The 25,389-nt window shown below is 43.0% G+C and carries 22 protein-coding genes; 2 read left to right on the plus strand and 20 right to left on the minus strand.

Annotated features, from left to right (window positions below):
- Positions 1-154: 154 nt before the first annotated feature.
- From J2736_RS13465 to J2736_RS13485, 5 genes are all read right to left on the minus strand, one after another.
- Positions 155-298 (minus strand): hypothetical protein, encoded by a 144-nt coding sequence (locus J2736_RS13465; protein ID WP_310499117.1) that lies wholly within the window; start codon positions 296-298, stop codon positions 155-157.
- 120 nt (positions 299-418) lie between these two features.
- Positions 419-1,906, minus strand: coding sequence for a protein adenylyltransferase SelO (locus tag J2736_RS13470; RefSeq protein ID WP_310499118.1), 1,488 nt, complete (start codon positions 1,904-1,906; stop codon positions 419-421).
- Between the two features lie 110 nt (positions 1,907-2,016).
- Positions 2,017-2,490, minus strand: coding sequence for a DinB family protein (locus J2736_RS13475; RefSeq protein WP_310499119.1), 474 nt, complete (start codon positions 2,488-2,490; stop codon positions 2,017-2,019).
- A 19-nt stretch (positions 2,491-2,509) separates the two neighbouring features.
- A complete protein-coding gene (locus tag J2736_RS13480; RefSeq protein ID WP_310499120.1) occupies positions 2,510-3,382 on the minus strand; it encodes a sugar phosphate isomerase/epimerase family protein in 873 nt (290 codons plus the stop codon).
- A 5-nt stretch (positions 3,383-3,387) separates the two neighbouring features.
- Entirely contained in the window at positions 3,388-4,677 is a 1,290-nt protein-coding gene (locus J2736_RS13485) for a hypothetical protein (protein WP_310499121.1), read from the minus strand.
- A gap of 219 nt (positions 4,678-4,896) precedes the next feature.
- Between J2736_RS13485 and J2736_RS13490 the strand changes: the two genes are divergently transcribed.
- Positions 4,897-5,529 carry a DUF2306 domain-containing protein gene (locus J2736_RS13490; protein WP_310499122.1) on the plus strand — a complete coding sequence of 211 codons (633 nt, stop codon included), beginning with the start codon at positions 4,897-4,899 and terminating at the stop codon, positions 5,527-5,529.
- 75 nt (positions 5,530-5,604) lie between these two features.
- Here J2736_RS13490 and J2736_RS13495 read toward each other — a convergent pair whose 3' ends face one another.
- From J2736_RS13495 to J2736_RS13520, 6 genes are all read right to left on the minus strand, one after another.
- Positions 5,605-7,650, minus strand: a complete 2,046-nt coding sequence (locus tag J2736_RS13495; protein ID WP_310499123.1) for a Na+/H+ antiporter — start codon at positions 7,648-7,650, stop codon at positions 5,605-5,607.
- A 188-nt stretch (positions 7,651-7,838) separates the two neighbouring features.
- On the minus strand, positions 7,839-9,059 hold the full coding sequence (locus J2736_RS13500; RefSeq protein WP_310499124.1) for an ABC transporter permease: 1,221 nt from the start codon (positions 9,057-9,059) through the stop codon (positions 7,839-7,841).
- 17 nt (positions 9,060-9,076) lie between these two features.
- Positions 9,077-9,790 carry an ABC transporter ATP-binding protein gene (locus J2736_RS13505; protein WP_310499125.1) on the minus strand — a complete coding sequence of 238 codons (714 nt, stop codon included), beginning with the start codon at positions 9,788-9,790 and terminating at the stop codon, positions 9,077-9,079.
- Positions 9,791-10,023: 233 nt separating this feature from the next.
- Positions 10,024-10,254 (minus strand): hypothetical protein, encoded by a 231-nt coding sequence (locus tag J2736_RS13510; protein WP_310499126.1) that lies wholly within the window; start codon positions 10,252-10,254, stop codon positions 10,024-10,026.
- Between the two features lie 393 nt (positions 10,255-10,647).
- A complete protein-coding gene (locus tag J2736_RS13515) occupies positions 10,648-12,015 on the minus strand; it encodes a stalk domain-containing protein (protein ID WP_310499552.1) in 1,368 nt (455 codons plus the stop codon).
- 6 nt (positions 12,016-12,021) lie between these two features.
- A complete protein-coding gene (locus J2736_RS13520; protein WP_310499127.1) occupies positions 12,022-12,192 on the minus strand; it encodes a hypothetical protein in 171 nt (56 codons plus the stop codon).
- A 143-nt stretch (positions 12,193-12,335) separates the two neighbouring features.
- Between J2736_RS13520 and J2736_RS13525 the strand changes: the two genes are divergently transcribed.
- Positions 12,336-13,676 carry a stalk domain-containing protein gene (locus J2736_RS13525; protein WP_310499128.1) on the plus strand — a complete coding sequence of 447 codons (1,341 nt, stop codon included), beginning with the start codon at positions 12,336-12,338 and terminating at the stop codon, positions 13,674-13,676.
- Positions 13,677-14,112: 436 nt separating this feature from the next.
- On the opposite strand, the gene J2736_RS13530 is transcribed toward J2736_RS13525, so the two are convergent.
- The 9 genes from J2736_RS13530 to J2736_RS13565 form a co-directional block, all read right to left on the minus strand.
- Positions 14,113-14,532, minus strand: a complete 420-nt coding sequence (locus J2736_RS13530; protein WP_310499129.1) for a hypothetical protein — start codon at positions 14,530-14,532, stop codon at positions 14,113-14,115.
- A gap of 22 nt (positions 14,533-14,554) precedes the next feature.
- Positions 14,555-15,196, minus strand: a complete 642-nt coding sequence (locus J2736_RS13535) for an S-layer homology domain-containing protein (RefSeq protein WP_310499130.1) — start codon at positions 15,194-15,196, stop codon at positions 14,555-14,557.
- Positions 15,197-15,428: 232 nt separating this feature from the next.
- Positions 15,429-15,770: an RDD family protein gene (locus tag J2736_RS13540; RefSeq protein ID WP_310499553.1), complete on the minus strand. Its 342-nt coding sequence runs from the start codon at positions 15,768-15,770 to the stop codon at positions 15,429-15,431.
- A gap of 19 nt (positions 15,771-15,789) precedes the next feature.
- Entirely contained in the window at positions 15,790-16,608 is an 819-nt protein-coding gene (locus J2736_RS13545) for a DUF6612 family protein (RefSeq protein WP_310499131.1), read from the minus strand.
- A 30-nt stretch (positions 16,609-16,638) separates the two neighbouring features.
- The gene (locus tag J2736_RS13550; RefSeq protein WP_310499132.1) at positions 16,639-17,154 is read right to left on the minus strand and encodes an RDD family protein; all 516 of its coding nucleotides are present in this window, start codon (positions 17,152-17,154) and stop codon (positions 16,639-16,641) included.
- 107 nt (positions 17,155-17,261) lie between these two features.
- Positions 17,262-17,684 (minus strand): hypothetical protein, encoded by a 423-nt coding sequence (locus tag J2736_RS13555; protein WP_310499133.1) that lies wholly within the window; start codon positions 17,682-17,684, stop codon positions 17,262-17,264.
- Between the two features lies 1 nt (position 17,685).
- Positions 17,686-17,946 carry a deaminase domain-containing protein gene (locus J2736_RS34315; protein ID WP_397340669.1) on the minus strand — a complete coding sequence of 87 codons (261 nt, stop codon included), beginning with the start codon at positions 17,944-17,946 and terminating at the stop codon, positions 17,686-17,688.
- A gap of 36 nt (positions 17,947-17,982) precedes the next feature.
- A complete protein-coding gene (locus tag J2736_RS13560) occupies positions 17,983-18,159 on the minus strand; it encodes a hypothetical protein (protein ID WP_310499134.1) in 177 nt (58 codons plus the stop codon).
- A 141-nt stretch (positions 18,160-18,300) separates the two neighbouring features.
- Positions 18,301-25,281, minus strand: a complete 6,981-nt coding sequence (locus J2736_RS13565; RefSeq protein WP_310499135.1) for a polymorphic toxin-type HINT domain-containing protein — start codon at positions 25,279-25,281, stop codon at positions 18,301-18,303.
- Between the last annotated feature and the right edge of the window lie 108 nt (positions 25,282-25,389).

Here is a 25,389-nt window from a genome sequence, read left to right on the forward strand (position 1 = left end):
CCTCAATAACATGTTCTTCTGAGCCAAAGGGATAGTGAGCATATATGATAAAAAAAGCCAATCGCCTCGACCAGCAGCCATGCTCAACAGCTTCTCCCAGCGCTTCTTTTACTCTCACTCCACTATCCCCTTCGCTCAGGTTACAATTCCCTGACTAATCCTCAATAACATGTTCTTCTGAGCCAAAGGGATAGTGAGCATATATGATAAAAAAAGCCAATCGCCTCGACCAGCAGCCATGCTCAACAGCTTCTTCCAGCGCTTCTTCTACTCTCACTCCACTATCCCCTTCGCTCATGGTTACAATTGCCTGACTAATCCTCAATAACATGTTCTTCTGAGCCAAAGGGATAGTGAGCATATATGATAAAAAAAGCCAACCGCCTCGACCAGGCAGTTGACTTCTGTAAGGATAAGCTTAGGTGCCGCAGTATGTTTGATACGCACAGGCCGAAGGCGCAGGCAGCGCTGCATACGCAGCCTGTTCAGGTGCATGCGCGAATGGGTTGGCCAGCACAGCAAGAAGCTGCTCCATCACACTGTAGTCGCCATGCTCAACAGCTTCTTCCAGCGCTTCTTCTACCCGGTGATTCCGCGGGATAACCGCAGGATTGCTGCTACGCATCAATTGCTGCGAAGCCTCCTGGCTTTCCTGCTGTCTGCCAAGTCTCGCTTGCCATAACTCCTGCCACGGAGCAAATTCAGGCGTGCCAAACAACACGGTGTCTTCGAGTTTATTGAAAGTGATAGCTGCGAATGTATTCGTGTAGTCCGCCTTGTACTTCTCCATTAAGCTAAGCAAGCCTTCAATCAGTTCATGGTCATTTGCCTCTTCGCCAAAAATCCCCAGCTTCGCTCTCATACCCGCGTGCCATACTTCGTGATAGGTTGTTGAGAACTCAGAGAGTGCTCCCTCAGCTATTTGAATAGCTTGCTTCTCGTCGGTATGCAGCAAGGGTAACAGTGTCTCTGCAAATCTTGCCAGATTCCACACAGCAATTCGCGGCTGATTGCCGTAAGCGTAGCGGCCATGCGTGTCGATGGAGCTGAAAACAGTGGCTGGGTCATAGGTATCCATAAAGGCACAAGGACCGTAATCAATGGTTTCGCCGCTAATCGCCATATTATCCGTGTTCATTACGCCGTGGATAAAACCAACTAGCTGCCATTTGGCGATTAATTGGGCTTGGCGCTTGATCACTTCCTGTAGGAAGTGAAGATAGCGGTTCTCATCGGTGTCACTCTGCAGGGCTGCTTCGGGATAATGTCTTTGTATGGTGTAGTCCGCAATTGCCCGAATATCATCTACGTCCCCATATTGTGCCGCATACTGAAAGGTACCCACACGTATATGACTAGCAGCAATACGAGTCAGTACGGCCCCAGGCAGTTCGGTTTCACGGTAAATAACATCACCTGTGGTTACAACTGCTAAGCTGCGTGTCGTAGGAATGCCAAGCCCCACCATCGCTTCGCTGATGATGTATTCGCGCAGCATGGGTCCAAGGGCTGCGCGGCCATCGCCTCGACGGGAATAGGGGGTTCTGCCCGAACCCTTCAGTTGAACATCCACCCGCTCCCCTGTTAGCGTAATCTGTTCGCCCAGCAGGATCGCACGGCCATCCCCTAACATGTTAAAATGTCCGAACTGGTGTGCTGCATAAGCTTGCGCCAAAGGTAAAGAGCCTTCTGGGATATGATTGCCTGCGAGTGTTGCAACCCCCTCATCGCTGCGTAAAGTATCCGCGTTTAGCCCCAGCGTTGCTGCCAATGGAGCATTCAGCACAGCCAATTTCGGTGCGCGTCCAGGGGTAGGGTTCACTTGTGTATAGAAGGTTTGTGGAAGCGCAGCATAACTGTTATCGAAGTTCCAACCTGTATCTTGTTTTGCTATATGATCTGTCATCGTATCTTATCTCCTCTTCCTTACTTCAACATGCGACTATATCGATTATACCATAATAGACAAAAAAACCTCTTCATAAGCAAGCGTGAAGAGGTTGTTAATGCCAGCGGCTATGGGTTGGCTGCGAAACGTTTTAGCAGCGTAATCGAATTAAAGTGCATGCCTTCATGATACAACGTGTAGTTTAGGAATTCCCCAATTGTAGTTAAGAGTAAACCGTTACCAGTTGTGAATGGCTTAGCCACACTTTCATCTAAGCGATCATGTAAAATGCTCTGAATCCGTTTGGGTTGCTCAACAAGCAAAGCAAGTAACGTCTCCAGGGAAGGAAGTTCCTCGTTCCAATCCGCTGGTTTCGTGCCTTTTGCAAATAATCGCTCAAAGTTCTCAGGCACTTGTAACGGCTCACCAATAAAATGAAAAGCAAATTTCTCTTGCACGAAAATAATGTGCCCCAAATTCCAGCGAATATTGTTATTGAATCCTTCGGGCATAGCGTCTATTGTATCTTCCGATAGTCCTTCAACCGCTTTGATCGTAGATTTGCGAATAAATTCCAGTTGTTTGAGCGTTATTTGCTCCATAGGAGATATCCTCGCTTTTTTACTCTACTGTAGCACGTTTCCAGCAAGCTTGCGCTATATTTTTCAAAATCAAAGCTTGCTCCCACCGACTTGTTAACTCTCTGCCATCTAGCCCCTTGATTGCATATGGTGCAGGACCGAGCTCGCAAACGAACGGCAGCACATCGCCAGGCTTAGCCCCCTGCAGCCAATAGCGCATCGCTTGGGTCCACCATTTTTCATAACGCTCCAATATCGCATCTGAGTAGCCTGCATCTACTTGAATTTGCTCACCAGAAGAAATGCGGCTATGAATAGCAGAGGTTCGCTCCAGCACCGTCTTGAATAACAGCTCCGCCTTGTCTTGTTTCTCTGTCATTTCCCCTGCTAACACGTAGTGGGAAATATCCAATGTAAACCGCAGATTGGGCAGCGCTTGTGCGTATTGCACCGTGCGGATCACATCTTGCGTGATCTTGCCGCGATGTGTCTCCACATAAAATGGCATCTGATGCGCTGCCGACACAGCACCTAGACCTCCCAGCAGCTCAATAGCTTCATCCCCAATTACAAAAGCATCGGCCACTTGTCCATTCACATACAGCATATCCATGTCATTCGCCTGATGAATATGAGCGGATAAGTCGCTCGGGTTAAATGGGAAGCAATGCGAGCCAAAGCTGAGACCATATTGCTTCAGCAATCTCTTCCATTCCTCCCTGACAGCCAACTCCGGCACTCTAGCCAAGATGCCCGTAAAGCCTGCGCTAGCTATGCGCTCGAGTTTCGTCTCCAGTGAAGGCTCCACATCTGCTTCCCCATGCCCCATCATCGCCCACATGGATTGATGAATCTCGAGGCGCGGTGGGCGATTAGAGCCGTCATTTATTCTGGTCATATCGAAATGTGCCATTCGTATTAATAGCCTCCTAGGCTTCCCGCCGGTTTGTTTTTAGCAAGTTCTCCATGCGCTTCCATATACACCGCACGTTTCTTCACGGTTCTCTCTGCTTCTTCCTGTGCGGCACGCGCGTCTCCACGGTGAACATCATCAATCATCCAACGCTGTCCAAAGCCTGCATGCACCACTTCATCTGCCCAGTCAAAATCTTGAAACGTCGTCATGAGCGGATCCTTCGCCGTATCTCGGCAAAACTCCCACTCTTCGCGCTTGCCGGGCGGATACTTCATTGCCGCTTTCTCAATCGCAATCGTCAAATGGGAATATGCCTCGGTCCCTTCAAATAACTGTGCCGTCATATCATACCACCCTGTCCAGTTCGCGAATTGATACACATCGTACCCTTTCACGCGAAGTGCCGCTTCACCGAACCAACTATGACGGACTTCATCCCACATGTGCCTAGCTGTATCGCGATAGAATTGCCACGGCTTACCCTCTGTGGTGAAATGAACGTAAGCTACGCCTTCCGCTGGCGACATTTCGAAATACCTCGACAGCATCATCGTCAGGAATCTTCCCTCCTCATTGTCTGGGATACTCAACCCTTGCATTTTCACAACTTGTGAGCTGAAACGGCTGTCTCGCGTGCTCGTTTGCGGCATCGTAAATGGCTCGACTGTGATTCGAACAGATGGATCTAACGGGATCCGCTCTTCCCATCCCGTTACACCACCTGCCGCTTCAAGTAGTTGTTCCACATACATTCTCCAGCGGCTCACTTCTTCCTTCTCCGATCCCGACGCGGACTGCAGCAAATATGCCAGCGCTTCACGTCCCCACGCCATTTGTTCTTCACGGTCAATGAGCTGGTGCTTCATAATGTGGAGTGTGGGTTCATCTACCAGCGGCTGTGCTTTGCTCTTATAGGCATGAAGAGCAGCGATTTGTGCTGGTTTCACGACTTCAAAAAGTGCCGTCAATAAACACAAAGTCGTAGGCGAATTCAGTACCGTTTGCATGAGCTCGTTCAGCGAAACATCTGGGCACTTGTCGAACGCCACCGTGCTCATGCGCAGCTGCTTAATCCGATTGCGGAATTGATCGTGGTGCTCCGCATCCTGATAGCTTAAGCGAGCGAGCGCTCCTTTTATTTCATATTCAGGTCTAGCCGCCATATGAGCAGCCTCTATCCGCATTAATTGACGATCTACATAAGCAATACGTTGTAATGTTTTAGCTGAATCCTCTACGGACATGCCGATACGATCCCAATCTCTGATTCCCATGAATGGATGTAACATCATGTAACCTCCTGCATATTTGCACTATATTGTTTACTGTCATCCTAATCATAGTGCGAATTGCTCCTAGAATACATGCATTGAATCACATCAATATTTGCACTTTAGTACATATCACGGCTGATCGTTCCAAAGTTTAGAAATTTTTAATAACAGCGTAAGCATTGCTTTAGATTTAGACTTTACACTAGGGAGGAGAGTATCACGAATCGGGGGTTCCGCATGAATAAAAAGTTGGGTATTCTATCTATCATCCTTATTATTGGGGTCGCTATAGCGGCAATATTCCCCTATGTGACCTTCAATTCGGCGAATAGCCGAATCACCCTTGATGTGGATTTTCCTCTACACTACACGGTGCTCACGCTTCATATCGCGGTTGCCACGATTGCGCTGATCAGCGGTTTATTTCAATTTCATGCGCGGTTTCGAGCTAGCTACACCGTGTGGCATAAGGCATTAGGACGTGTTTATGTCATCAGTGTTATGGTCAGTGGGATTTTAGGCCTTGTATTAACCTTTTATGCCGAGAACTTTACGAAAGCGATGGCTTTCCTTGCACTAAGTCTGCTGTGGCTATTCACGACTTGGAAAGGATTCCGTTACGCGGTCAAAGGTGAACTCCAACAGCATCGTGTTTGGATGATTCGAAGCTATGCGGTCACCTTAGTTGCAATCACGTCTAGAGTGATCGTTCCCGTCTGTATTTTGGTCTATCTAGCCATGCACGGATTCAAGCTTCCCTCAGGTGGAAGGGCGCAGATGGTCACAGATATCCTGAATATCAACGTTTGGGTCGGTCTTCTGATGAATCTGGTTGTTGTAGAGTGGTATCTCCTACGACCTCGCAAATAAAAGAAGAGTCTGTTTCAAAAAGTCAATTCAGACTTTTTAAACCAGACTCTTCTTTCGTTGATAACGTCTACTCGTTCAACATGGCGCTGATTCCTCCCCGCCACTGTCCAAAATAAGCATCTCTTCATAATTTATCGCTTGCAGCAATTCATGCACGGTTCCCCTCGAGATTTGCTCCGCTTCTTCTAGCTCTTGAACGCCATCACGTCTAATCTGCACACTTCGCAGCTGGGTCATCCGCAGCTGTTGTAGAAACTCGGCTTCAGAGCACTCGTTCTCCCTCTGTTTCTCGCGTTTCAGCATGCGTGAATAATGCTGGATGACAAGCAGGGCTTCGAGCTTATGCTTCTTCGATTTTTGCTTGCGAATTGCGGTAACGGCTGCCTGCTGCAATTGTGTTTCGATGGTTTCAAGCTCTTCAAACATCTCCGAAACGGATCGAAATCTCTCGGGGATCCCCTCCCTGCGATGCTGCTTCATTTTACGGTTAAGCAGGTTCAATTTGAATCTGACCCAGAGGTACTGGAGCCTCGCGAGAAAAAAGGACTCCGATTGCGGTTTATGCAGCATCATAAACACAGCCTGCAGCTGAGGCGAAATCACACCTTGATCAATAAGCTCACAGAGCCTAGTGGTTTCCGCCTCTCTCCCAATTTGCTGCAGCTCACGAATATAGGAACCAGAGAGCTTGACGGAGCCATAGGACTCAATTCGAATTTGTTCCTCCAATTGCTTCGTGACGGCAAGGGTCGCATCGAAGTTCATGGCATCCATTTCGGTTTTGAGAAATTGAATCGTCTGTTTCGCCAAATGAATGCTCGCTTCTTTCATCGTCATCGCTGCTGAATCAGCTTCAGCGACAGTTGAGTTCCCGATGAATGGCATGGCTATAGAGGCAGCCAACATGCTGATCAAGATTACACTGGCCGAAATAAACAAGATCGTATTGCGCAGTGGAAATGGTGTTCCATCGGACAAATGGAAGGGAATCGATAGGGCTGTTGCCAAAGTGATGGTACCGTGAACACCACATAAGCTGGCAGCAAGGGCATATCCTTTGCGATTCGTATTCATGTCGATTTTAGCGCTCGCGTGATTAGCAGGCAGGAAGTCATTATGTAAAAAATACACCCATAAATACCTCGCTGTACCTAGCGCCGCGTAAATCACGAGGGCTAAACCCAATGCTTTGTAGACCGAAGCCTCACCACTATGGAGCAACCCTGTTATCACTTCCGGAAGTAACAGACCCAGCAAAGCAAAGACGAGACCGTTCAGGATAAAACTAAGCATCGACCACGTATTCATCGAGATGATGTGCAGTTTCGTCGTCGTTTGCTGTAACCGATCGCGTTCTAAGCCATGCACGATACCCGCGGCAACGACGGCCAAAATGCCCGAAACATGAAGTTCCTCCGCAGCAAGATAGATCGCAAATGGTGTTATGAGTTGAATGGTAACCAGCGAGTGGACCTCTTCTAGGCCTCTTTTTCTAAGGAAAATTCTAAAATTCACCAACGCAGCTCCGATTACAAGTCCAATCAGACAGCCGCCAAGAGCCACAAGCAGAAATTCTAAAGCAGCTGATTTGGCAGAGAATACACCTGTCATCACGACACCTAACGCAACTTTAAACGAGACGAGACCTGCTGCATCATTGAGCAGTGACTCTCCCTCCAAGATTGCCATTAAGCCTTTAGGGAACGTCCGGCCTCGCGTCATAGATTTAACAGCAACTGCATCCGTAGGTGACAAGGCTGCCGCTAAAGCAAAAGCAACTGGAAGTGGCATTGCAGGGATCAGATAGTGAATCACATAGCCAATACCAATGACCGTAAAGACAACAAGCCAGATCGCCATTAGGATAATTGGCTTGCGATATTCCAACAGTTCTTTGCGCGATATGACCCTGCCATCTCCAAAAAGGATAGGCGCAATTAAACAAACCATGAATGCCTCAGGTTCAAATTCGAACTCTGTCGGAAGGAAGGGCAGCCAAGATACGATAGCTCCTAGTCCAATTAAATAAAAGGGCAGAGGAATCTGGGGATAGCGCTTCTGAAGTAACGATGCTGTTACGATTACGGCCGCTACAATTAATAAGGGCACTAGAAGTTCCAACGGAGTTCGGCCTCGCTTTCATCACCTTTTAAATGGGAATTATTTGCTAGCATCCGCTTAAACTTAACGTTCTATTCCATTATGGGATAATGCCTAGGCATCTACAGACACGGCTATAGTAAAATAAAAAAGGCTAGCCAACATGCGTTGACTAACCTTATGATCTTCCTCTATTTGGTCTTCGCTGCTCAATACCAGCTAGTAAACACAGATGAGGTTCCATACGTTAACGGGATCGCGGCACCGATCATGACAATCGGCCCCCACCATGTGAACAAGGAGATACCTGCGACTAAACTGATGACGATCATGGCTGGCAGCACTAAGATAGGTATGGCCGTCTGAATCGCTTGATGCTTCATCGTATCTCGAATGGGGAATAGCGACAGGAATGGGGTCGTTAGTTCATCCTTGCAAAATGATTTACGCCAGAAGACCAACAAGACCACCGCAAGGATCCAAACGAGAATTTTAATGGCGCCTGGCAAAATAAACAGTGCTCCGCTGATGACAACGACGAATTGAATCGATTGTCGCCACTGCAATCCATTTCGGAAATAGGACTTTACTAAGAGCTCTGCAATTCCGTTGCCAGCTCCTTTGCCTTTGAGCAACCGCTGCGATCTGCTGAAAAATAGCGGATATCGGCGTGTCGGTTTTCTTTTGCGCTCCGTCACACGAATTAACATCAAAGAGACGATACGCATCCGCGCATCTCGCTCTCTGGCGACATCTGCGAAGAAGGCCCCTTTTTCACGCAGCCTCGTTTTGGTTAAAAGTACAAATGTAAGTATCCCTAACCCAATGGCAGCCCAGCTGATGAAAGTCTGATCGTTAATTTTAGTAAGTAACACTTGGAATAAAATAAAGCCGCAGGCGAATGCCACAATACGCAGCAACCATAGCATGAACCTTTGGAATCGAAGGGCAAGCAGTTGACGAATTAACCCTATATTCAGCTTCACCACATAAGCCAGTAACCAGAAGCACACGACTTGTGTGATCGTATACGCATATACCGGCACTAGTAACGGCAGAAATAGGAGCGTTGCCAGCATCATTGTAATCGCCTGCAGTACCACCGAATACCGATAGCCAAGATGCATGATGTGTCGGAACCAGCCTTCATTTTGCCGGAGGAATAACTGGTCCCCCTCTTCCACAAAGTACCGCAGCGTACCCATCCATGTGTAAATGTAGAAAAGCGTCGCTACCGTATGAATAGAGATCCCGCTTAACCACGTCGGGGGAGTCATATACCACGCATAATAGTGATAACCTGCTACGATCAGCAGAGGAATGACAAAATAAATCGCAATGACCCAATCAACGGCCATGCGTATGGCCCGATATTGAAAGCGTAAATCCGAGCGCACTCTTCGCGCAAAAACTTGGTAGCTGCTAGTCAAACCGCTGTCGCCCCCTCTCATAATAAGGAATGGAAGCAGTCGAACAACGTCGCATCCGGCATGTCACATTGTTGTTGGATGTCTTGAAGTGTACCATTCGCTACCAATCTGCCGCCTGACAGCAGTACAAATGAACTGCATATCCGCTCCGCTGTATCTAACACGTGTGTACTCATCAAAATGCCTGCACCACGCTTCCGTTCCTCTTCCAGCATCCCTATGAAATCCTTGATCGCCTTTGGATCTAGGCCAATGAAGGGCTCGTCCACGATGTACACATCCGGTTTGTTCAAAAAGCCGAGGATCAGCATAATTTTCTGCTGCATGCCTTTCGAGAATTTCCCAGGCAATTGATGCTTCTCATCCAGCAATCGGAAGCGATGCAAGAGATCGTCAGCACGTTCAAGAAACACGGTTCGATCCAGCTCATACACCGAGGCCGCGAATTCCATATGCTCCCACAACGTCAATTCATCATATAGAATCGGGTGTTCGGGAATATACGCGTAACTTTTGGTTTCACCCATGAAGGAGATTTTGCCTTTAAAATCCTTCAGCAAGCCTAGGATGCTCTTAATTGTCGTACTCTTGCCGGCGCCGTTCGGACCTAACAATCCCACGAGCTCCCCTTGCTTCACCGTAAAATCAATTCCCTTAATAATATCAGGCACTTCATCGTAACCTGCCTGTTCAATATGTACACCTAATACAGCTAATTGTTCATCTGACATTCCGTGACTTCCCTTCCATCCTGATCGTGCTACTTCTGCACTTTGCCATTATCGTATCATGAAAGTTTGCCCAAAGTATGAAGGATAGATAAAAATAAAAAAAAACGCTATCACGGTCACTCCGTAAGGAGCGATGACGATAGAGTTTGGTTATAGCATTGGATAAACAAAACAACGTTCTTCAAGCGTTTCATCCTCATATTCTACCAACATATTTACTCATGCTTCCACCCTTACTGCTGCATCTCCTGAACACTATAGCTATTTATAATTGCTGCCGCAAAGGTGACTCGGTTGTTACGGAAAAAGTGATACAACAGACGAGCTTCCGCAGATTCTTCATCATAACGCCAGAAGTTAAAGAAATCATCGTCTACCCAACCTTGCTCCCGTAAGTTTTTAATGGATTCTGCAATTTTACTCGGAATGATTGGTCTCAATATGTTAGTTGCTTCCGTTGTCATCGTTCCAACTCCACCTTTCACTAGCATCTATCAATCTAGTAAAAGGATGCCCCAATTTAGCAAGAGCTAAACTAGCCAGCTTACTTAGCACTCCACAAATCAATGCAAATTTGTTTCTGATCGAGATAGAATGGTTGGTGAGTAGTAATTCTCTAAATGATTGACACCGAGCGCCCACCCATACCAATGCCCCCGCGGGTCAACGACAGCTTATACTTAAAGCTATTTTATGGAATGAAAATCCGAATAGTAACCCAACTAAAAACACACTAGTATCAAAATAAATTGTGATCCCTCACTGTTCTTCGGACATTTAATTAACTACGGTTTATATTTTAAAATTATAAACGAGTCTTCGGCAAATTGTTTATGAGGGTATTATCATTACTCATCTTAGAACGATTTTTTTGTACAATTACTAGATGATTTACAGCTGTAACGACTGACAAGTTCACCCGATGCATTATAAAGCTCCACGTTATCATACGAATTATTGTCCCAGATTTCACTCATCGACCATATTTTATAGTACGTATTAGTAGGGAATCTGGAGACGGTCTCCGCAAAATTGCCGCTGACGATTGACACAGTATCTTCTTCTGGTCCTATACCGTATGCACCAAGAATATGACTGTCACTAAACGTATAGGTCTCACCTCCGAATGTACTTACAATCTTCCATCCCTTCAAATCCACCTTCTTGTATCCATAATTTCTAATTGCTACAGCTTCCCTAAACTGATCTCGGGATGTAATGACAACATCGCCTTTATTCTGAACCACATCCTTTAACTCTGAGTCTGACTGTGGAGGAACAGATGGTACTGGTGTCAGGGTAGGTGTCGGCGTTGTAGTAGGCAATGGTGTTTTCGGAATTACTGTAGTTGGGTTGTTGTTTTTTGTCACCATAGGATTCGCAATAATCATATTTAGCAGTCCTTTACGGTCCGACTGGAAATTGAACGAGAGGAATTGTACTCCCGTAACATCTACGTCAATTGTCTTTGGATCTTGGCCTGGCTTTATGTCGGTTACGCTCAAGAGCTCCTTAGAGTCACCGATGATCTTCAAGGTTCCTGTTGCTGTATTAGAAGGTACACTGTTGTCCAAACCTACCAACGCGGTAAACCTGGAATAAAATCCTTCCAACTTTATATCCATGTTGCCACCCGATTTGATGTATGGCGGATAGGGGTTGTTATGCATGTAGAGTCCGAAACCTTCTTTATATGATTGATTATTAATTGTGAAATAAGAGTACGCAGATGAATTATGATTCCGCCCCCATTCATTAACTGCGAGAAAACCTTTTGCTTCATCTCGTGCAACGAAAGGAAAAGTAGTTAAACTTTTCGAATCTCCTACATTTGTTGTTGTTGATAAATTTACATTAGGGGCAGTCACTGCGCCGAGTGAAATGGTATTCGTGCTTCCATCCCAACCGACTTCATCTCCCAAAGCCTCACTAATCATTCGGAGTGGTACGTAGGTAGTGTCATTATAGATAAATCCTTGACCTCCTAAGTTATTTTTCATCTCACCGTTTATTTTATATTTCAATTGCTTGTAGTAAACCTCAATTATAGTTCCATCATTTGTAATCGAAGCATTTACCGGAGGCAAATCATTTATCGAGGAATTAGATGGTAGTTTCGTATTCAAGCTGAGTGAGATTGTATTCGTATTGCCATCCCAGCCGACTTCTTTCCCTAGCGCCTCGCTCACCATTCGGAGTGGTACATACGTAGTGTCTTTGTAAATAAACCCTTAGCCTAGTAAAGAGTTCCTCATTTCACCGTTAATCTTATATTTAAGCTGCTTGTAAAATACGATAATATTGTTTCCTCCATTTGAAGCATTTGCTACACCGCTTGTTAGTAAGGCACTTATGATAATTCCGATAGAAATTCCTTTAATAGTTTTAATCCTTGATTTCATAGCATGTATCTTCCTCTTCAGTAAAATTTTGTACATAAATTCAGATTATCACAGCTGATAATGTTTGGAAAAGGGAAATTGCATTTTTTGTCGAATATGGAGAGTCGATATAAATAGAGAAACTAAATTGGGAGGTCTTGTAGTTGAGTCGAAAAGTTGTTGCACTTCTTTTGCTTATAATGTTTGTTGTAAGCTCCAATGCTTACGCTGCTGATAGCAAGATTGCTGTTTACCTAGATGGCAATGAGTTGACGTTTGATACCCCGCCCATCATTACAGATGGGACGACACTTGTACCGTTAAGGAAAATTTTTGAAACTTTAGGTTCACAAATTCAATGGGACAATACTACGCGTACGGTTACTGCAACGAAAGGCGATATTTTGATTACCTATAAAATTGGGGAAAAGAACGGTTATAAGAACGGAAAATCTGTAACACTGGAAGTTCCTGGTGTCATCTCCAATGGGTCTACACTTGTCCCATTGCGGTTCGTCAGCGAAGCACTAGGAGCTTTAGTAGCCTGGAACGGTGAAACCAAACGTATTGATATCACTCACCATGAGAACGTCACAGCCGAAGTGAAAGCTACAGAAACCAGCTATATCCCTAGCATTAATCGCTTGAATGGAAGCCAAGTAGGAAGCGTTTATGTGGATGGAAACTGGATTTATTACACCCACCCCATGGATGAGCGGAAAATCTATAAAATGAAACTAGACGGATCTATGAACACCAAGATTGGCGATAAGGTAAGTACTAACCACCTTATTGTCGATAAAGATTGGATCTACTTCTCAACGTTTGAAGTCATTGGACACCCTAGGGATTTCAATCTATCCCCAGAGAACGGCGTCTATAAAATGAAAACCGACGGTTCAGGACTACAGAAGCTACTCAGCGGCACATCGATTGGGGCTATGTCTCTCACCGGCGAAACGATTTATTATACGAAACAATTTGATACATCGAACGTGAATATGGTTAAGACAGATGGTACTGGAAATCAGTTGGCATATAAAAATGTATGGAATTATCAAGTCGTGGGTGACACCCTATATTACAATCAAGAATCCAGGCTACCCGTTGACTTCTATGAAATGAAGCTAGACGGAACGAATAAACGTAAACTCATGAGGAATATTTCCCCGAGATATCAAGTCATTAACAATTCCTTATTCTATACTGACGGTTCTTACCTTATGGAAAGGCTCATTAATGAACCTGAGAAGGAGCCAACGAAGATCATAGAACTGAATACTTATAATCTTGTTGTCGTTGATGAGCACACGGTGATTTTCCAGAAGAAAAATGATAACAAACTGTATAAAGTAGATCTAATATCTAAAAATGTTACTCTTTTACACGAATCGGCTGTCCAGAGTTTTGATGTAGCAGGCGATTTTATTAAAGTCACTTTCGCTAACCCTATTACGTTCTCATGGATTAACTGGAAAACTAAGGATATAGTTGAGTTCCGTTAGTTCAAGGTAGGAAAAAGAAGGCTGTTCCTCGACATTAATATTATTCTGATATGCTCCCCATACGGTAGACAGGTGAAATAATAAAACCTGTTACCGTGAGGGGAGCATTTTTTCATGCCCAGTTATCGCTCAAGAGATTGAGAGTGAACAAATTAGATTGAAGGCCGCTGCTAGTACGGTCTAAGTAAAAATACGTTAACTAGAGAGAGACTTGTCGCAGTATCAACTTATTGAAAATATCAGGTTTCTAGTCCAACCCAAGCTCGCCAATTCGAGTTCGTTAGTAACATCCCAGTAATTCCGCGGTTTTCACAATTATTAAGAAATAAATTAAGTTCGTAAGTCAAATGACTTTTTAAAGGTTGGTACTGCAAAAGTGAAAATAAAGTTCGTTATTGACGTTTACTTTTGTAACTCCGTTCAATGATTTCTTCATCTAGTTTAATATGATCCCCATTACGATAAAACCAGCGTCAGCCCCTACTAATGATCCTTTATAACTAATTTTAACCTTACCTGAATAGAAAGATATAAGTTCACTCCTTTTGTCTGCAGATTGACCTAGTTTATTTTTTATTTCCTCATTAAACCTGGAATCATTCAACGTTGCTCCATTAGCATTAGCCCATTCAATTAAATAGCCTCTGACTTCCTTAGAATCAGCGAAGTAAGTGGTAAAACCTGTACGAATACTACCGTATTCATTGACAGCACCTATCAGTGCCACTTTTTCATTATTTGCGTTAAACACTGAAAGACTCGGATTATAAAGCGTGATAGTCCTCTTCACACTCCAGCCATATCGAATATTTAATTTTTGAATAATTGTAAGTTGTTCTTGAAGTTCATCGGACAATTTAATTTCCTCATGGTCGTTGTCATGGAGGGGTAACAGTACTTACAAGTCGAGGACAACTCGTGCTATGCCCTGTCTCAGCCCTAACCATCTTACTATACTTACTATAAGCGTTTTGTAGAAATGTTACCGCTTCTGCACGTGTTAATGTGTCACCTGATCTGTAGCCATCTACCGTTGCATCTATTTTTCCTTTAGAGATATTGTCACTTAACAACGATTGTACTGATTCGTTCAATGTACAATTTAATCCTTGACTATTTACAAGTAAATAAGCGACACGCCCTCTACTTGCTAAAGAACCTCTCTCACCAATTGTCCAATTATTGTCATTGGCTAATTGAAAAACTTTAGCATCCCACTCCTTGTCAGGTGGGTTTACTTTGTCCAAAGCAGTTTTAAGTGAAGGATCCTTCGAGACAAACATATTTACCATCATAGTTAAAAATTCAGATTGGCTTACAGAGTTATTAGGTCTAAAATCGCCCTGCGGATAACCTGTAACGATATTAAGATTAGAGGCCCAATTTACGGCATTTTGGGCCCAATGACCTTCCATATCACTAAACTCTTTTTTTGTTTCTGCAGTCGAATTTGTATGAGTGAAAATTAAACAAATGCTAATTATTAAAATTGCTCCAATTGGTTTTAAATGATTATTCATAAACAAAGCTTTCCTCCAGAAGTAAATTATTTACAAAATCCAAGTGTTAATAAAAGGTGTTGTACACCATAATTCTACTAAAATTAAAATGACAGCAATGAAATTGAACATGACGAAAAGATTTCATTCAGTCGAATATGATCCTTTTTTCATATGCTTTTTTGTCAATCCACTCGGCTCAAAATGTAAAGAAGCCGCTCCGCTTGCCTTACAACGGGACGGCTTCTTTCGATCAATTTAATTCCGGCTCATTTATCGTTCTTACAACCTCAACAAAGCTTGGTTCGGCTTGTACTACCTTTTCATGTGACGTAATCTTGCCTACATCTTCACGTTTTACTACATAAGTCTTTGCTAGCATATCGCCTAGGCGTTGACGCTTCTTAGTTATGAGTGCAACTATCCCAGCTATTCCGCCACCAAGCATCATTGGATTAGCTTCAAAGACTTTTAGAAATGTACGAATGAAAGCTTTAACCAATCCAGGTGCTTTGCCTTCCACATCAACTACACGTATACGAAACAACCATTTACCTATAGTCCAGCCTAATAAACCTTCCATCACAAAAATAATGAAAAAAGTGTTCTGCTTTCTACTTAACTAGACCTGCTGGTTCCGAAATGGCCTGTACCTCATTGTAACTCGAATAATTCGCATCCATCGTGTACGTTGAGTGCTCTTTCTCATTTTTTTCTTTCAATTCATACATTTCCACCAAAGCATGCGCACTTTTAATTTGATTAGTCTTCTTATCAAATGTGAGTACGTAGTCTAGCACTTTTACTTCCAGCTTTTCTTTAGCTAGAACGTGATTTTCCGCAAAAATCTTACTGAAATTCGCAGCCAGAAAATCCTTTTGCTTTTCAGCCGTTGTAGCAAGACGGAATTCATAGCTATCTCCTAAATCTTTGGCCGTAACTTGGTCAGAAGCAGCCTTCAATAACTCCAATTGTTTCACTGGATTATAGTGAATAGCACTCAGTGTTTCTTCATTGCCAATATCCTTGCCCCACTTGTCTTTCCCTTTTACATACATGATCCCTTTGCTGCTATAGAATTCAGAATCAACCTTGCTCCCCATCATGTCGAGTGTGACTTTCCCTGCCAATAGCACTTCTGGTTTGAGAATAACATCAGTTTGGAATATGAATTTCCCTGTCATGTTCGCGCCTGGCATAATTTCGATGGACTTCACGATGCTCACGCCTACGTTGGCACTATTCAGTTTCGAGGCTGTGTTTAGCGCAGCCGTGTATGCAGTTGCCGGATCAAAAACAAGGGTCGGCGTTGGCGTCGGTTGAGCGGTCGCATTGGATTGCACCTGTTCGACACTAGTCGAACCGCAGGCATTAATCAGCAAACAAACTAGGATAAATGATAAAGCGTGAAATAATTTCATATACGATTTCATTATCTTGTAAACTCCATTCTTATTAGTTACCTAGGTTAACTCCGGCTCATTAATCGTTCGTACCACTTCTACAAAGCTTGGCTCAGCTTCAGCTGACTTTTCTAATGGCGTGATCTTACTTACATCTTCACGTTTTACTACATATGTCTTTGCTAGCATATCGCCTAGGCGTTGACGCTTCTTAGATATAAGTGCAACTATCCCAGCTACTCCGCCACCAAGCATCATTGGATTAGCTTCAAAGACTTTTAGAAATGTACGAATGAAAGCTTTAACCAATCCTGGTGCTTTACCTTCCACATTAACTACTCGGATACGAAACAACCATTTACCTATTGTCCATCCTAGTAAACCTTCCATCACAAAGATATACGAGAATAGAAGAGCAATCCATAACCATAATGTCTTCTGATAGACACCTTCGCCTAATGTAATTACAGGGATTGCAGGGAGAATCCATAGGATGACTCCATCCACCCACAGTGCTCCCCAGCGCCGCGCTATCATGCCGAAGCGGTATTGAGATACGATTTGTTCAATTGTCATAAATTTTTCTCCCATTATATAATCATTAAACTTAAATACTCGTATAACAAGGAGTTTGGATAGCAGAGAGAATATCACGGCTATCCAAACCGTTCCCTTCAACCAGCCTATAAATCAATATTGTGTCGGCTTAAATACTTATTTAGGAAAGTATCTTCTCTATCAATTACATTTTTGATTGTATCTGTGGGGTTATGTCCATATTCATCCTCGATCTTTAAACTTATTTCCCTCAGGAATTCTTCAACTTCCTTGCTTACTTTGACTCTGACTCGTATTACAAGCTGATACAACCAATCCTTCTTGTTGTATTTCACCATAATAAAGCATTCAGGGTCATGTGGACTTTTCATAACTCTTATTACTTCAATAGGGGAGTCATAATCACGTATTAACTCCGACTTCTGAGGATCAGGCTCCAGATTGATAGGGATACCTACAATCAAACCTAGTCGAGTTACTAATTCATCTGTAAAATCACTAGGGAATGCGAATTCATATTGATTTATCTCACTTAGGTTTTGACTCAATTTAGTACCTCCTTGTTTGGCCTGTTAATTGGCCATTTACTATCATTGCCATGTTCCCTTCAAAGTCAAACACATTTATTGTCAGGTTAGGATAATCGGCACTAAATGCCTTGATAACATTATCACAACTTGCACAAACAGGTCTCTCTGAAAAGAGATTTACAGTTCCAAACGCTGAAGAGTTTCCGTTCAGTCTAGAATTTAACTCTTCAATAATCTTTACATTCTCCCTGATATGGGCAATACAAGGTCCAATATACACCTTGTATTGCCAATTAGTTCAAAATGATTTACTGCATTAATACTTACTCCAACGCTCAGCTATTTCTACAATAGGTTCAAGCTTAAGGTCTGGAAACTTGGCATCTAATTCCTTTAAACAAATAATATACTCTTCACTTTTTAACTGGTAAGAAATTTCTTCGAAAACCTCGCTTACATACATAACTTCCTCTTTTGTAGAACCTTCCAACATCTCAATTGTGTCTTCTGTGCTAACACATAACAATGATATTAGTTCAATTCTCAGGGTTTCTATAGCAGGGTCATTGTCATTGAGCCGCGCCCTTCTTTCAATAACATCTCTATATTTACTTTGAATGATAAAGCACTCTCCTTATGGTTGGCTATTTCCATCAGGGAACACAGTCCCAATTTCACCGTTTGTTTTAATTACTCCTACTCTTACACCTTTAAATTCGCCAAACATAATTGTACCATCTCCAACCCAATTGTTTTCCGGGAGATTAGTAATATACAATCCAGCATTTTTAATATCATCATTTGTCCATGATGATGGGAACCACGCTTGACCACTTCCTGTTCTCTTCCCTGGCGTTTTATGCTTAGGAACATTACCAACACGAACCCCATTAGAGTAGGTTTTTTCAATATTATATTCAAATCCAATAGATTCCAAGAAATCAATATTCTCCTGTCCATGTCCACCACCAGACATCCTACTTACTTCACCAGTTTTAGGATCATAAGTAAAGTCTCCTTTGGTAGAATGGTTAAGAGCAGTAATATTAATTCCAAAGCATTTCCCATTACTATTATGCGTCAAAATCTTCAAATTCGAAACATAATACGTATGGAAGTCCTTCACTCGGAAGTTATAAACCGTTGTATGCTGCTCTTTAACCTCAATCTTGTCAATCGCCAAGTACGAACCATCGCTCGTCTCAAACAAATCGCCAACCAAGAGATCTTTTGCAACAACCCAACCCTTACTGTGAATCCAGAACGGATGCTCATCCGTAGTCGTAATCAGCTCATCACCTACATAGATGTTCCACGACTCCGTAATCTCTTTCTGGAATAGACCATCAACTTCCTTATAGGCCATTTCGCCAGTGTCTGGATTCTTCGCTAGTACCATGTCGCCAAGCTGTACCTGCTCAATCGGTTTCTCACCGTCTTGAGTCAGTACCTTAGTTCCAGCCGTAAAACAATGGCAGAAATCAAGCACATCAATTTTTTTGGCTAGTTTTAAATCTGTACTCAGAGATCCAATTTTGGTTGATAATTTTAATTCTGCAGAGAAACCCGCTGTAAAGAAAGTAAGAACGGCCTGGCCAACAATATTCCCAATAGTCTCTGCCACGGCATACTTACTATCTGTAGCGTTATTCCAAAGATCCAATATTCCATTTAACGCAGTTGTTTTTAACGCTTGACCAATTGCTGACAACTTTTCTAAACTTGGATCTTTTGCAAAATCAATAAGGGTACCTACTACTAACTGTGCAAGTTTAATAATCTCTTGGTAGTTCTTTACCATATCATATAGGTCCGTAAGTGGGCTAACGATACCCAGAAGTAAACCTTTTGTAAAGTAACCTGCTAATTTCGTTATATCCCCTACAGCATCAATAAATGTACCACTACTACTTGATTCAATAATACTATCTACAGAAGCTGGAATAGTTATTGCTGCATAACTATTGTACTGAGTAGTTAACCAATCTTCCCATTCACTGCACTCGGCAGGTCGATTAGAATCCCAGATAGGACATTTCTGTGTAGTATTAAGTACTAACGGCTTATCACTTAATTTATCTCTGTATAAAACAGCAGTGATATCACTAATCATTTTCATGCAGCTTGATGTATTGCAACTGCTTGTGATTATGGAGGATACGCCAACCATCGGGGTATACTGCACAATATGTTTCCCATCCATCTCTTCTAAATCATATTGAGCTTGATCTCTTTCAGCAGGAGTCCCATGCTCAATAAGTTCCAACAAGCCCCAACGCTTTCTTGCCCAGTTCTGTTCATCTGGTGTGCCGTGTAAAATCTTATCAACTAAATCCGCCCGGCCTTGCGCCCATCTAACGGTATCCAGATCCAGATTCTCGTTTATGAGGTGTTGAAGATAATCCTCTTCGGCCAACCAGTTCCAACGATCTAGCGCCCATTCTGTTTCGTTTGTAACACCATTCATTAAAATTGCAGCTAAATCTCTACGTTCTTTAGCCCAGCTGTTTTGAGAGTTTTCATCGACTAGTGTTTGATAGTAATCTCTTAAGTTCTCCCAATATCGATAGTTCTGTGCCCATTGTTGCTCACCATATGATCCTTTAAGTGCTAGATTAATAATAAACAACTGACCTTCAGCCCAAGACTGTTGCACTTCAGTTCCTGTTAATATTAGTTCAAGTAGCTTAACCCTTTCCTCCTCTAGGCCATATTGATTCTGAGCCCAGATCTTTTCCCCCTGTGTACCATTGTTAATTCGATCCAGGAGATACTGTTTCTGATTCTCCCAATACTCATGTAAATCACTCAATTGACCCGCAACACCATCAACTGCCTGCCACTCTGTGTCAATCCAATCCGAATTCTCACTAAACTTTGACTCATCCCACTTCGTGTGGCTAGTCAGCTTCGTACTTTCTGAATCCGTAATCCATTGATCTACGGTTGTGTTAGGAGCTTGGCCAATACTTAATACATACTTATCCAGCAGATTAGCACTGTATGAGTGCCCGTTTCCTATTGATGCACCATATACTTTGACATAATAATTAGTATTTGGCTGTACGGGAAAGTTAACGGTTTCGGTGGAATTTCCCGACAAATCCGATGTCCAGACTCTGGAACTTGATCCTTCATAAACTTGCAATTCATAATCTTGACCAGTTGGTACAGCTAGACTCACTGTCATATTTCCAGCGAGCAGCTTGGATCTTACTTTGTAGTAATCGACATCCCCGTCATAAAAAAGATAAGAATTAATCGTTCTTCCATCTTCGACGAGCGTGGATTGTTCACGGGTATTATTGACCTCATAAGAATCAACGGCATTGTCGTTCCCACCGGTTGTTCCTTCTCCATACTGATCCGTTCCAATGCTAATGATATAAGGGATATCCTCGCTGTATTGCGCCGGTAATCCTTTGCCTAATGCACCGTACACCTTCATGTAATAGGTGGTATTCGGACTCACTTCCATCAAGACGTAATCGTATTCGTTATTGTTTTTATACGATCCCTTCATGAGATTCGTATCATATCCGCCGGCAGGATAGACTTGCAGTTCATAATCGCTTCCCGCAGGCACCTTCATACCAAAAACTTTAGTTCCCGTTTCAGAAGCACCACTTCGATACATCCAGTAATCCACATCGCCAGCTTTGTATAAATAAGATTCAACAACGCCCCGTGGCGGCAGATTGTTGGCTGCTCCTTCGGTATCATTGTCTTCCCCATCATGCGGCAATGCTGTTACGTTTAACTGATAGGACTCAGGTGTAAAGCCAGTTCCGCCATTATAGATTTTGATGTAATATTTCGTATTCGGTACAACTTTTACTTCAATGGTAGAAGAACGTTCGTTACTTGTGGAATAACCTACTAAATTAGCATCACTTTCCGAACCTTTATACACTTGGAAATCATAGTCGGTTTTAAAATCATCCCCAAAGTCCCCAAAAGGTCCAGGATCCGTTAATCCTATATTCATGTAGCCAACCGTAGTTGCATCTGTCATGAAGTAAAAATAATCGGCATCTGACATAGAAGAAATGTAAGAATTGATCGGTGTTCCTGGTGTAAGCACCGTTGCTTGTGCAATCGTATTGTTAGACTCATAGGAATCTGGCGCCACCGGTAAGCTTCCAATCGATACTGTGTATGGTGAAGTACTATGATATTGATTTCCTTGACTATACACTTTTACATAATATTTTGTTTTCGGCTTTACTATAAAATTAATCAATTCGTCTGAATTCCCAAGATTGTTGGAATCGGCGATTTGATCATGATTCGTACTGCCTTCATAGACTTGCAGTTCGTAATTAACGCCCGTAGGAATGTTAGTTAATCTAGCCTGCATGGAGCCAATGTTTGAATCGCCTGTCTCAAATTTCCAGACATCGCCATCTGTATCGTATGAAATGTAGGAATCAATCGCAACGCCAGGCGATATGACCTTGGCATCCTCATCCGTGTTGTTCAACTCATAGTTGTCAATAACCGTTGGTAACGAACCTACGGACAGCTTATAGGGTTGAGCACTTCGTGATGCATTTCCTTTGCTCCAAACTTTTAGATAGTAGTCTTTCTTCGGCTTTACCTGAAAACTGATAGATTCTGAGACGCCATTACCAATATGCTTAGATTCTTCTAGCGGGTTACTTGATGGATCATCGCCTTCATATACTTGAAGTTCGAAATCCGCATCATTTGGAACGATGAGGTCCGCAGACATTGTGCCGCTATTATAAGCTCCTGTCGTAAATTTCCAGATATCTCCATCGTTGAAACTAGAAATATAAGAACTAATTGTACTTCCACCTGGTGTAATAGGTTTGGCAGTTGTGTAGGTATCGTTCTCCTCATAATTATCTTGAAACACACCACTTAGTATTAGGCCATAAGGTGAAGTTGAACTGTAAGTGCCTTCGGTTTTATAAACTTTGAAGTAGTAAGTCTTGCCTGCGATTGCCGTAAAGTCTTTAGACTCAGTGTTATTTCCGGAATTCGTAGACTCTGTAATCATTGTCCCCAGACTTGATGTGGTCCCTTCGTATACCTGTAGATCGTAGTCTAATCCCACGGGAACTGAAGGGACAGTTAATTGAACATTGATTTCTCCTGTTACAGAAGGTGTGTACTTCCAATAATCAAAGTCTACTGGAGTAGAAAGGTATGAATTCGTCGTACTACCTGCTATTACGCTCTTTGCATCTGCAATCGTATCGTTCGGTTCACTTATATCTAACGGCATACTTCCTAAAGTTAGCGTATATGGCGAAGCGCTTCGAGATGCATTATCTTTACTCCATACTTTAATAAAATAATCCTTTCCTGGATTTACAGGGAAAGTAGTTGACTCCGATACACCGTTACCTGTATTTTTTGATTCCGCTAATTGTTCACCCAGGGTATTATCTTCATACACCTGAAGCTCAAAATCTGCGTCAGAAGGTACTGTGAGTTGTGCCGTCATCATTCCAATGTTATTGGCTCCCGACGTGAACTTCCAGACATCCCCATCTAATACATTGGAAATATAGGAACTTATGCTGCTTCCACCTGGTGTAATCGGTTTGGCACTTAGGTAGGTGTTGTTATCTTCATTATTATCAGGGAACAAGTTACCTAAGATCAGGTCATAGGTTGACGTCGCACTATACGTTCCTACGGTTTTGTAAATTTTGAAATAGTAAGTCTTGCCTCCAATTGCCATAAAGTCTTTGGACTCTGTTGTATTTCCAGATTTCGTCGACTCTGCAATCATGGTCCCGAGGCTTGATGCTGTCCCTTCGTATACCTGTAGATCGTAGTCTAGTCCCCAAGGAATTGAAGGAACATTCAATTGAACGTTGATACTTCCACTAGTAGAAGGCGTATATTTCCAGTAGTCATAGTCTCCTGCAGTAGAAAGATACGAATTCGTTATGCTTCCTGCTGTGACACTCTTCGCATCTGCGATTGTATCGTTTGGTTCGTAAGTATCATTTGGTGCAACCGCGAATGTTACAGAGTTACTTGAATCCCCAGACCTTGGATCCGTTTCGATATAACTCCTTGCGTAGACGGTTACAGTATAGTCCCCTACTGATGATGGGGTAAAACTAGCTGAATAACTGCAAGAATTTTGTTCACCTAACCATGTATCTACGCCATTAACCGTATACTTGGCTGACATCCGATAACACGGCGCACTAGAACTTGCACTTACAGATACAGCCTTGCCTACTGTTGTATTTGGTATTGCGGATACAATTACCGCTGGATTCACAACTAATGGATAAACGGTAAATGTCGAAGAACTGCTAGCCGTCCCTGTCCTAGGATCGGATTCGTTGTAACTCCTGGAGTATACTGTAACGGTATAATCACCAGCCGTAGATGGAGTAAAACTAGCCGAATAATTACAAGAACTTTGCTCACTTAACCATGTATCTACGCCATTAAGTGTATACTTTGCTGACATCCTATAACATGGCGTGCTAGAACTTACGCTTACAGATACAACCTTGCCTGCCGTCGTATTTGGTATATTCGAAACGGATACTGTAGGAGTTACCACATCCATATCAGGTGTTGTAATCGTTAACTGATAATGTGTTGTAGAACAAGTAGACAAAGAGGTAGAAGCACACGCATATATGCGAACCGTATATTTTCCACTTGTCAATGTCACATTTGCCATATTCGTGTTCGGTGTCGTCGTCTGAATATATCCATCATGTCGCTCAAGATTCACGTGATAATAGTTGGCCCCATTGCCGTTCCACAGAATGACATAGTTGTACGGTGAACCATGATCGTTCGTATAATAGAACGGTTCACCAGCTCCCGGATAAGGAAATTCACTCGAACCGCCACCGGTGTTCCCTCCACCACCGCCTGTGCTGCCTCCACCACTAGCTGCACTTGTCGTAAAAGTGTAGGATCCAGCGGGATACCAATAGCCATTTTTCGCTTGCACTGCAGCATATACCGTGTAGGATGTCCCTGGTGATAAACCACTAAGATTTCCCCAACCTGACGTGTACGAAGTTCCATATGTCGGTGGATAAATGAATGAACCATCATAAACGCGATAGTTCGCAACTCCAGTAACTCCATTCGACGGAACTGGGTCACGTGTTAAGACTAAATTAGCATAATAGTTGTCATCCCATGGACTACTTAGATTAGTGACATAATACTGAGCACCTGTTTGACCGATACTAACAATTTGTAAACTAGCACTACTTGTAGCAGTTGTCGTAAAGGTGTAGGATCCAGCAGGATACCAATAGCCATTTTTTGCTTGAGCCGCCGCATAAACGGTGTAGCTTGACCCCGGTGTTAAACCGCTAAGATCTCCCCAGCCAGATGTGTACGAAGTTCCACTCGTCGGTGGATAAATGAACGAACCATCATAATAGCGATAGTTCGCAATTCCAATAGCACCACCTGAGGGGACTGGGTCTCGGGTTAAGACCATTTGTGCATAATAATCGTCATCCCAATAAGAACTAAGACCAGCAACATAATATTGGGCACCTGTCTGACCAATACTTGTGATATTTAAACTAGAAGCGGCAGATACCTTTCCTTCAGGTACAAAAGCCAAGAGTGAGTTAAATAACATCGTCAAAAGCACAACTAGACTTATGAGACGTTTTCTGTTTCTTTTTAGCCTACATTTTAGGCTCATGGCTTGCACCCCTATGCTTATATTAGGTTATCAAAGAGCAGT

It is taken from the genome of Paenibacillus qinlingensis (genome assembly GCF_031455095.1).
Taxonomy (GTDB): Bacteria; Bacillota; Bacilli; order Paenibacillales; family NBRC-103111; genus Paenibacillus_E; species Paenibacillus_E qinlingensis_A.